The 9660-nt window shown below is 42.5% G+C and carries 10 protein-coding genes; 3 read left to right on the top strand and 7 right to left on the bottom strand.

Features of this window, described 5'->3' with window-relative positions; translation table 11 throughout:
* Positions 1–120: 120 nt before the first annotated feature.
* Positions 121–651 carry a chromate transporter gene (locus EV213_RS00790; protein ID WP_133578569.1) on the bottom strand — a complete coding sequence of 177 codons (531 nt, stop codon included), beginning with the start codon at positions 649–651 and terminating at the stop codon, positions 121–123.
* Positions 648–1208 carry a chromate transporter gene (locus tag EV213_RS00785; RefSeq protein ID WP_133578568.1) on the bottom strand — a complete coding sequence of 187 codons (561 nt, stop codon included), beginning with the start codon at positions 1206–1208 and terminating at the stop codon, positions 648–650. The genes EV213_RS00790 and EV213_RS00785 overlap by 4 nt, the downstream gene beginning before the upstream one ends.
* A 533-nt stretch (positions 1209–1741) precedes the next feature.
* On the opposite strand from EV213_RS00785, the gene EV213_RS00780 reads away from it, so the two are divergent.
* Both EV213_RS00780 and trxB read left to right on the top strand, forming a co-directional pair.
* A complete protein-coding gene (locus tag EV213_RS00780; protein ID WP_133578567.1) occupies positions 1742–3178 on the top strand; it encodes a helix-turn-helix transcriptional regulator in 1437 nt (478 codons plus the stop codon).
* Between the two features lie 104 nt (positions 3179–3282).
* Complete coding sequence (gene trxB / locus EV213_RS00775) at positions 3283–4233, top strand: thioredoxin-disulfide reductase (RefSeq protein WP_133578859.1); 951 nt, start codon at positions 3283–3285, stop codon at positions 4231–4233.
* Positions 4234–4319: 86 nt separating this feature from the next.
* Here trxB and cobA read toward each other — a convergent pair whose 3' ends face one another.
* The 5 genes from cobA to EV213_RS00750 all read right to left on the bottom strand — a co-directional run bounded on the left by cobA (position 4320) and on the right by EV213_RS00750 (position 8174).
* Positions 4320–5090: a uroporphyrinogen-III C-methyltransferase gene (gene cobA / locus EV213_RS00770; protein WP_133578566.1), complete on the bottom strand. Its 771-nt coding sequence runs from the start codon at positions 5088–5090 to the stop codon at positions 4320–4322.
* Positions 5091–5147: 57 nt separating this feature from the next.
* The gene (cysC, locus tag EV213_RS00765) at positions 5148–5780 is read right to left on the bottom strand and encodes an adenylyl-sulfate kinase (protein WP_133578565.1); all 633 of its coding nucleotides are present in this window, start codon (positions 5778–5780) and stop codon (positions 5148–5150) included.
* A complete protein-coding gene (gene sat / locus EV213_RS00760; RefSeq protein WP_133578564.1) occupies positions 5777–6916 on the bottom strand; it encodes a sulfate adenylyltransferase in 1140 nt (379 codons plus the stop codon). The genes cysC and sat overlap by 4 nt, the downstream gene beginning before the upstream one ends.
* A gap of 44 nt (positions 6917–6960) precedes the next feature.
* The gene (locus tag EV213_RS00755; protein ID WP_133578563.1) at positions 6961–7686 is read right to left on the bottom strand and encodes a phosphoadenylyl-sulfate reductase; all 726 of its coding nucleotides are present in this window, start codon (positions 7684–7686) and stop codon (positions 6961–6963) included.
* Positions 7687–7940: 254 nt separating this feature from the next.
* Positions 7941–8174 (bottom strand): indolepyruvate ferredoxin oxidoreductase subunit alpha, encoded by a 234-nt coding sequence (locus EV213_RS00750; protein ID WP_133578562.1) that lies wholly within the window; start codon positions 8172–8174, stop codon positions 7941–7943.
* 217 nt (positions 8175–8391) lie between these two features.
* On the opposite strand from EV213_RS00750, the gene EV213_RS00745 reads away from it, so the two are divergent.
* Positions 8392–9459: a PdaC/SigV domain-containing protein gene (locus EV213_RS00745; protein WP_133578561.1), complete on the top strand. Its 1068-nt coding sequence runs from the start codon at positions 8392–8394 to the stop codon at positions 9457–9459.
* Positions 9460–9660: the final 201 nt, after the last annotated feature.

The following is a 9660-nucleotide window of genomic DNA, read 5'->3' as shown; positions in this document are numbered from 1 at the left end:
CGAAATGAAACCGTTTGTCTTCCGAGGCGCGAAGGCTTGGCAGGAGCGGAGTTGCCCTAAGGCAATGAGCACCGGACGAGGCAAAGCAACGAAGAAAGCGAGCGGTTGTCATACGCCTGACTAGGAGAGAAGAAAACCACCATACACCATAGCAACAAGAATAACATATGCAGGGTGAAGCTTCACTTTTTCAAGCAAGATGTAACTTCCGGCGATGAGAACCACTGTATGTACCCAACCAGTATCAGTCACCCCTTCAGATATAAATTGATACGTCATTACAACTAACAGCAAGCAAATGACTGGTCGAACATAGCTTGTTAGTCTCTGAACCTGAGGTGCGTCCTTAAATTTCATTAAAACGCCCATAAAAAGCAACATTAAAAAAAGTGAAGGCAGAATGGTTGCTAGCAAAGTTACCAACGCCCCGACCCATCCAGCTACGGAGAAACCCACATATCCAGCCATTTTTGTCGCTATAGGTCCTGGAAGCGCATTTGATACGGCCAGCATTTCAGCAAATTGATCATTTGTAAGCCAGCCATAATTCTGGACAACCTCATGTTGAACAAGTGGAATAGAAGCTGGACCACCACCATAGCCTATAATTGCCGGAATAAAAAAAGCTAAAAATAGTTGCCATATGATCATGAGGAAGCCTCATTTCTAGAACGTTCTTTCCTTGGGAGTAGTGCAAGGATAAGGCATAAGAGAATTAGGATGGCCGGATGCAAATGAAATAAAAGGATAGCGATTGCACTGAGGGCAAGAGCGATTGTATTTATCAAGTGCCCCAAGCCTTTCGCTCCTCTTTTAGCAAACTGCCAAGCCAAAGTACCGATCATGACAGCAATAACAGGCGAAATCGCTTTCGTCATCCCAGCAATAAATTGTTGCTGCTGAAATGTTTGCAGCGCAAGAAATAAAATAATGACCAATAAAACAGTTGGCATGACAGAGGACAGCAAAGCAAACACGAGTCCTAAACTACCAGCCACACGATAGCCGATATATCCGGCAAGTTTCGTGAGGATAGGTCCAGGAAGTGCATTAGCAAGAGCTAAAACATCAGCAAACTCATCGGCGTCCATCCATTCGTATTTTTCTACAACTTCTTTATACACAAGCGGGATAGAAGACGGTCCCCCTCCATAGCCTAGAATGCCAACACGAAAAAAAGAAAGCGCAATGTCTGTTGCTTTACTCAATGACGATCTCCTTTCTAGCCTACCTATAATTTGAAGCGGGCTTTCCAAGTCATTTGTCTAGTGTTCGTATTCTATTATAATTTAGTCGCAACAATGCGTCGACTTGTGATTGTTGTGCGAATCTTGGCATACCTTATGACCGCAGGTTTATAATGTCCATCTGATTGAGCGCAAAGCTCTGCGAGGTGGGTGGAAAGAAAAGGGTATTGAACACCGAGCAAGCAAAAACAACGAAGAAAACGAGCGTTTCTTATCAGATCGACCAGTGCAAATTGCCCAGAATGATCAATTGTGAATAAAAAAAATAAGAAACCGTATGAATTTATCATTAATAGTACACGTAAGGGGCATTTAAGGATAAAATAAAGAGTATTGAATAGCATCAAGGGCAGGGATACAATTATGATTATTCGCCATTGTTTTAGATGCGTTGTAGGTCAATAGTCCCTAAATGAATATTGATGAAATGATTAACACGTTATTAGTTGTTAGAAATGTTCTTCAGAAGAAAATAAAAGGACTAGGAAAATCACATGAAAATATGGATTATTGAACCTGATGAGCATATCCAAGTCGGAATGAAATGGTTAATTCAGGGAAGTCATTTAAATGTATCGACGGTAGAAGCTTCGAGAACAGTTGAAGTTTCAAAAATAAAGGCTTTTATGCCAACAATTCTTATCGCCACGATTGATGATATGAGTAACGAAGATGAAAAGAATTTTGAAGCGCTTATCACAACGTTGTCAATTCCATGGATCGCAATGGTGTCCAAGCTAGACATTAGATTTATTCGAAAAGCCTTCCTCTTTCATGCCAGAGATGTGCTTCTAAAGCCAATTGATACAGCGGACTTGTTGTCTACTTTAGAAATAATGACCACTGTAGAAATTGCACAACCTCTTGTTATAAAGGGGAGGGACTATCTGGCTAACCAGCCTGCGAAACGCCCGAGATCAATGGCTGTTTGCGCGACACCAAATCCTTCCGAAATTGAGGGTTTCTTAGCTTACCTTCATCGTTATACGTTCACACATAAGAATTTTATTACACCAAATTTCACAGATGTGATGATTGGTTTTTATGATGCTTCCTTACACGAATGCATACAAGAAATGTCTGCCGTCATGCGGGGGTGGTATGAGCAAACGGACCAGTTAGTAATCATTGCAGCAACCAATGATCTAGGCAAATCCGTCGTTCAAATGTACCAGGAATGCAAGGAAGGTCTTCATCGTTCATTTTTCCATGGCTTTAATGAAGTGCATGTCCGACAAGATGAGGTCAGTCAAACTAAACCAGCTACCGTCTCTAACGAAGAAATGAGTGAATGGAAAAAATTAATCCTTCAAGGAAATGCTGAGAAAATATCAAAATTTATTAGACGACGATATAAACCTTGGGGGTCTTCCTACGATTCTCCATTCGTTGTTAGGATACGTATAAGTCAACTTGTCGCATTTGCAAGGTTTCAAGAGGGCTTAGAAGATGCTGAAACAGAGGCGAAGGCCAAGTATGAAGCAATGCTGCAAGCAATTTGGAACGCTCATACGCTGGAAGAGATGATTGAATGTATTCAAGCGTGGATGCTTGTCCTTCGAAGTAAAGTTGGCGACACTCTGGAGCAAGCGATATTGTATTTGGAGTCGCACTATATGAACCAGGATTTAAAGCTACAAGACGTCGCCTATTCTATCCAGCGTAATCCTTCCTATGTAAGTCAACTGATCGCAAAAAAATTAAATAGTAACTTTAGGCAAGTGCTAAATGAAATTCGCATTGAAAAGGCGAAAGAAAAGATTTTAGGATCAGATGATAGTATGAAAAAAATTGCCTTGCAGACAGGTTTTTCTTCGCCAGGCTATTTCGCAAAATTGTTCCGTGAACATGTTGGTATTTCACCTAGTGACTATCGGAGTGATCAACGCAGACATGTGATGCGTCCAACATTCGTCCAAAAACAACCTTAATTAAATGATTAGGATGCAAGAGGGACATACTGGGAATCATGAGTAGAGAAGTGATTTCAGTTAAAGGACAATTCCCTTTTGCACTGGATTAAGGAGGAATGACATTGTATAAAGCGGTCATATTGGGGACAGGTCCGGCTGGTCTGACAGCGGCCATTTATTTGGCAAGGGCTAATATGGAACCTGTTGTGATTGAAGGACCTGAACCTGGAGGCCAACTTACACTGACGACCGAAGTAGAGAATTATCCAGGCTTTGAGCAAGGCATTCTTGGTCCGGAATTAATGGAGACAATGAAAAAACAAGCGGTACGCTTTGGAGCAAGGTTCGAAAGAGGGCTTGTCACGAAATTAAAAAGCAAGAGCTCTTCCTTTACAATCGTGATTGATTCGATGGGCGATATTGAAGCTGAGGCGGTTATTGTTTCAACGGGTGCTTCTGCTAAATTGTTAGGTATTCCAGGAGAAACGGAAATGATAGGAAATGGTGTGAGCACATGCGCCACGTGTGATGGGTTTTTCTTCCGGAATAAAAGGGTCATTATCGTAGGTGGCGGAGATTCGGCGATGGAGGAGGCCAATTTTCTAACAAAATTCGCATCAGAAGTCCTCGTTGTTCACCGGCGTGATGAGTTAAGGGCATCCAAAATCATGCAGGAACGAGCGAGAAATAATAAAAAAATTACGTGGGCGATGAATCGAACTCCAATTGGGATTTTGACGGATGGTCAAAAAACGATAGGGCTTGAAGTGGTGAATAATGATTCTGGCGAAAATGAAAACTTGGACGCAGATGGTGTATTTGTGGCTATCGGACACCGTCCCAACACATCATTTTTAAAGGACCTAAATATAGTGGATGAGACAGGGTATATCAACGTCCAACCTGGCAGTACACACACAAAGATCCCAGGGTTGTTTGCGTGTGGAGATGTACAGGATAAGACGTATCGTCAAGCGATTACTGCTGCTGGGACGGGTTGCATGGCGGCAATGGATTGTGAAAAGTATTTAGAAGGCGAACGCATCCTTGATTGGAGTCAAAATTTATCCTAAACCATGAACATAAAACGGAGCTGCTCATTAGTCAATAGAATTGACAGTGGGCAGCTCCGTTTTAAAGACAAGACGTCTAGCACGATTTAGAGAGACGCTTGATGATCAAAGGCTTTCTCAGCAATACTATCTCTGGTGACAGCACAAGAGACCACTTGCCCAATAATGATAATGGCAGGTGCCTGAATCTCATCCGTTTGAATCGCCTCTGGCAAGTCTCCCAAAGTGGTTATTACTGTTTTTTGTTTTTCTGTCGTTCCCCACTGAATGATCGCAGCGGGCGTAAGCGTAGACAACCCGCCTTCAGACAACTGTGTTGTAATTGATTCGCTTTTTGCAACGCCCATATAAATCACTAATGTATCCGTCGCTTGAGCGAGAGCTCTCCAATTTGGTTCAAGGCGTTCATCCTGGGCGTGACCGGTGACAAAGGTGACACTTTGAGAAATGCCTCGGAAGGTGAGAGGAATACCAACAGCAGTGGGTACCGCTGACCCAGAAGAAATGCCAGGGATAATTTCATAACGAACCCCAGCCGACGAGAGAGCATGTGCCTCTTCCGCTCCCCTACCAAAAATCATTGGATCGCCACCCTTTAGTCTCGTTACGATCTTTCCTTGGCGAGCCTTTGATAAAAGTAACTCATGAATCTCTTCTTGCGTTGTGCGATGGCCCCCAGGTTGTTTGCCTACATATATCTTCTCACATTGCTTTCGTGTGTGTTGAATGAGTTCTTTGGCGGCTAATCGATCATAGAGGAGAACATCAGCAGATTGAATCGCTTTTAATCCCTTCACTGTAATTAAGTCAGGATCTCCTGGACCAGCGCCTACGATGAAAACAAACCCCTCTGTCATGTTCCGCTCGCTTCCCTTCTTGAAGTCTCGATGATGTAATGACCGAGCACCATCAATTTAGGTTTGAATTTCCCAAGACCGCTCGGCTTTCTTCTCAGAATGAATATAGCCTTTGTCTTCTAAATAAGCAATGATTTGTTTCGCGCTGTCCTCAATACTTTTCAAGGCAGTATTTATGACTATTTCCGCTTTCTCTGGCGCCTCATAAGGAGCAGATATGCCCGTAAAGGAAGGGATTTGACCTGCTCGAGCCTTTTTATACAAGCCTTTAGGATCACGTTGCTCACATACATCTAAAGGTGCGTCAACAAACACTTCAATAAATTCATTTTGTGGAAGGAGTGCTCGAACACGTTGACGATCTTCTTGGTACGGTGAGATGAACGCAGTGATACAAAAAAGACCATGATCAACAAAAAGCTTTGCCACTTCCCCGGTACGACGAATGTTCTCTGTACGATCCTCCGCACTGAAGCCAAGATCATTATTTAAACCGTGGCGGAGATTGTCTCCATCAAGTAAGGAGGCGTGAATCCCTTTCTCGTGGAGAAGCTTTGAAACCGCGTTAGCGATGGACGATTTACCTGAGCCCGAGAGACCAGTAAACCAAAGGACAGCGCTATAGTGACCGTGACTGCGGCGATAATCCTCTTTTTGTAAAAATGTATCGTGCCAAGTTACATTACTCATACGGTGGGTGCCATCCCTTCAACAAGAATCTTAGCCACTTCAGGGCGGCTGAACGTTGGTGGTGGAAGTTCTCCTGCGCGTAATAACTCGCGCACCTTTGTTCCGGAGAGAATGACGCGATCCTCATCTTGGTGAGGGCATGTTTTATGTGATGCCATCCCTTCACAACGCTTGCAATAAAAGCTGTGTTCAAAGAAAAGCGGTTGAATCCCAAGCTCTTCAGGAGTGAACTCTGAGAAAATTTTCTGAGAATCGTATGTTCCATAATAGTTTCCGACACCTGCGTGGTCCCGGCCTACGATAAAATGTGTGCAGCCATAATTCTTTCTCGCAATCGCATGAAAAATGGCTTCACGCGGGCCAGCATAACGCATTGCTGCTGGGTACACAGACAGGGCAGTTCGATCTTTCGGATAATACTCAGAAAGCAATACTTTGTAGCTTTTAAAGCGAATGTCTGCAGGCACATCATCCGATTTGGTTGCTCCGACTAGAGGGTGAACGAGCAGACCATCAACTGTTTCAAGGGCTGTTTTCTGAATGTACTCATGTGCACGATGAATCGGATTTCTCGTTTGGAAGCCAACGATCTTTTTCCACCCTTTTCGTTGGAAATACGATCTCGTTTGAATAGGTTCAAGCGTAACATCCTCAAAGAGGGGATCACGCTGTTTTTTTGTCAAAATGATACGCCCTGCAACGTAAACATTGCCACGATCAAACAATTTTTTAACCCCTGGGTGTTCAAGGTCAGTTGTTCGATAAACGTGAGCTGCCTCGTTTTCGAGATCTGGGATATAGGTTTCCTCAATGTCGATGACCGCATAGGTTTCTCCGTCATGAACGAGACGTGCTTGTTGACCAATGTGTAGCGTTGCGGCAACCTCTTCAGACACAGGAAGAGTGACTGGAATGCTCCAAGGGATGCCGTTATCTAAACGCATATCCGAGACGACACTGGCATAATCTTTTGAACCAATAAAGCCTGTCAAAGGTGAAAAAGCGCCGTTCGCAATGAGTTCGGTATCACTTCTTGTCGTCGCATCTGTCACAATTTCCTTGGTGATATGGCTTGTTTCAAGGGTTTCGTCAATTTGGTAAATGAGTGTTCCGCCGTGTGGGGTAATAGAACTCATCGGTATTCCTCCTAAGTGATAACATTCAATGATTTTTGACTATTTCAAGCATTGGTGTTGTCAAGATTTACATGTAGTCCACACTCTGATTTTGTATCAAAAGCAGCCCAACGGCCCTTTCGCGAGTGGGGATCATCTGATGGCGTTGTACATGGTGCACAACCGATGCTAGGGTACCCTTCGTCATGCAAACGATTGTAAGGCAACTGCTCTTCTTTGATATGTGCCCAGATATCGTCCCAAGTCCAGTTTACAAGTGGACAAACTTTGACCGATTGGAACCGTTCATCTTTGCTGATGACTTCTGTATTTGCTCGACTAGGTGACTGCTCACGTCGTAAGCCTGATATCCAAGCCGTTGCGCCTGACAATGTGTCCTCTAAAGGTTTCACCTTTCTGTAATAGCAACATCGATTTGGTTGGTGCTTCCAAAGCTCATCTCCATATTTTTCTGCTTGCTCCGCTACGGATAGCTCAGGTGTTTTTAGTTTGATATTTAATGAGGGAAAGCGTTCTTTCACCGCATCAATCGTTTCGTATGTTTCCTTAAAGTGAAGACCTGTGTCTAAAAAAACAACATGTGCATCTGGATAAACCGTAGTGATTAAATCGAGCATGACCATGCTTTCTGCGCCGAAGCTGCATGCATAGACGAGGTCATCTCCGTATGTCTCATATGCCCAACGTAATACGGCGAGACTACCTTCTTTACCACCAGGCGCTGGAATATCAGGAAAGGGTGGTTGGTGCCAATTTTCGTAAGTGATCATAAGATTGAATCACAGCTCCTCTCAAGAGTGAACCATCAACCATTGACTTTTTCGTTATTAATAATAAATCATACTATTCATCCTATGATGAAATTATCTTAAAGTCAATATAACTTATAGGAATAATTAAAGAAAGGCGTATGAAGCTACGAATAGGTAAATAGGTGTTATGGAATAAAAAATAAGTATATTTATAAAACATATGAATTTAGTATGTTTTATAACGGTGAAAAACCGCCTCTAGGGCGGTTTTGTTATTTAAAGAAATTGACGTTTTTGAGGATAAACGGCTCTTCCTCTTCAGGGACTTCATCGTCTGGATAAATGGCTTCAACAGGGCATACAGGTTCACATGCACCACAGTCAATGCAAATATCTGGATCAATGAAGTACTGATCATCGCCTTCATGAATGCAATCAACTGGACATACCTCTACACAATCCGCAGCTTTTTCATTTACGCAGGCGGAAGTAATAACAAACGGCATTAGGGTCACTCCTTTCCTTCAATAAACATAATCTCATTACAAACAATTTAAGGGGATTTGTCAAGGCAATCGTCGGGGATTTGTAACTTTGTATCGAAATGTGTCGTCTTCATATAAAAGGGGCATTTCACACCGACATGTTCTTTTCTAAAATCAGAATTTAATTTCGGGCAAAAGGGAAAAATAAATTCTAAACCATCAAGGAGGCGCAAACAGAATGAAAAAAAGACAGTGGTTCATTTCAGTAGCGACAGCGGGAACTTTGGCAATTAGCGGTATTTCATTTACAGCCCCATACAATCCATCGGAGCTTCAGACTGCCCAAGCAAGCGAAAATGTTCGAGTGTCTTACGAAACATTCAAAGAAAAGACGTCAACATACGATATTAATCTACGATACCCTCAATTCAATGGTTTAAAGGATGCTGCATTTGAAAAGAAATTAAATGAAGAAATTGCATCATGGGTGGATTCGAGGAAACAAGAAATCATTAAAGGAAGTAAAGAGCATCCTTCACCTCAAGGGGCGCCTTATGCGCTTTATATTGATGCAACACTTCAACAAACAGGTGATTTTCATTCCGTCGTGTTTTCAAATTATGAATACACAGGAGGAGCAAACGGGATCCAAACGGTTAAATCCTATAACTTCTTAGATGCGGACAAAGGACAAATGTTCACACTGCCACAGATCACATCAGATCGTGAGAAGATAAACCAACTGCTTCAGAAAGCATTCAAAGAGAATCCTGAGAATTATTTTCCCGAAGTTGTTGAAAAGTATGAGGGCATTCAGGACAATCAGGCTTTTTCATTGTCAGATGATTATTTAACAGTCTATTTTTCTAAGTATGATGTGGCGCCAGGAGTGTTTGGGGCGAATTCCATTCAGCTCCCTAGAAAAGATGTCCCATTGGTTGATGCGATTGCTTCACAAACCACTCCTCCATCAAATACTGGCACATCCGTTGAAGTATTAGCCGCAGCAACGTCGGATGACGTAGTCCTGTCCGCACGCGATTTAGCTGCTGCGTTTGGATATTCTATCACATGGGATCAGGACCTAGGGATAGTAACATTAGAGAAAGGTGAGGATGACATCCTCATACAGGCACGAACCAAAAGGTACACAATCAATCACTTCTCATCTCTGCAATTCAGTGATCCTGTAATGATTGACAATCATCTGTATGTACCTGCCGAATTTGCTAAAAAAGCCCTTGGAGTCAAAGATGTTCAATTCGTCAATCTAACTAAGTCAGAACGAGCGATCGTAAAAAAATAAAGAGTAATCCCCTTGGTTTAAACCACTTTTCATTGTGATCGTTAGCTTTGCCTAAGGGACGAATTTAGGATGAATTTCCTATTTGTGAAATTACAAATTGTGCTTGAATGTTCACAAGTTTAAAGGTAAGATGAGAAAGATCAAAAAACACGGAGAAAGGAGGTTGCTCAAATGCTATTCTACAACATTCAACGATTTATC

The organism is Aureibacillus halotolerans (assembly GCF_004363045.1).
GTDB lineage: Bacteria > Bacillota > Bacilli > Bacillales > DSM-28697 > Aureibacillus > Aureibacillus halotolerans.
The sequence above is the reverse complement of the archived record's forward strand: the minus strand, read 5'-3'. Positions and strand labels throughout refer to the sequence as shown.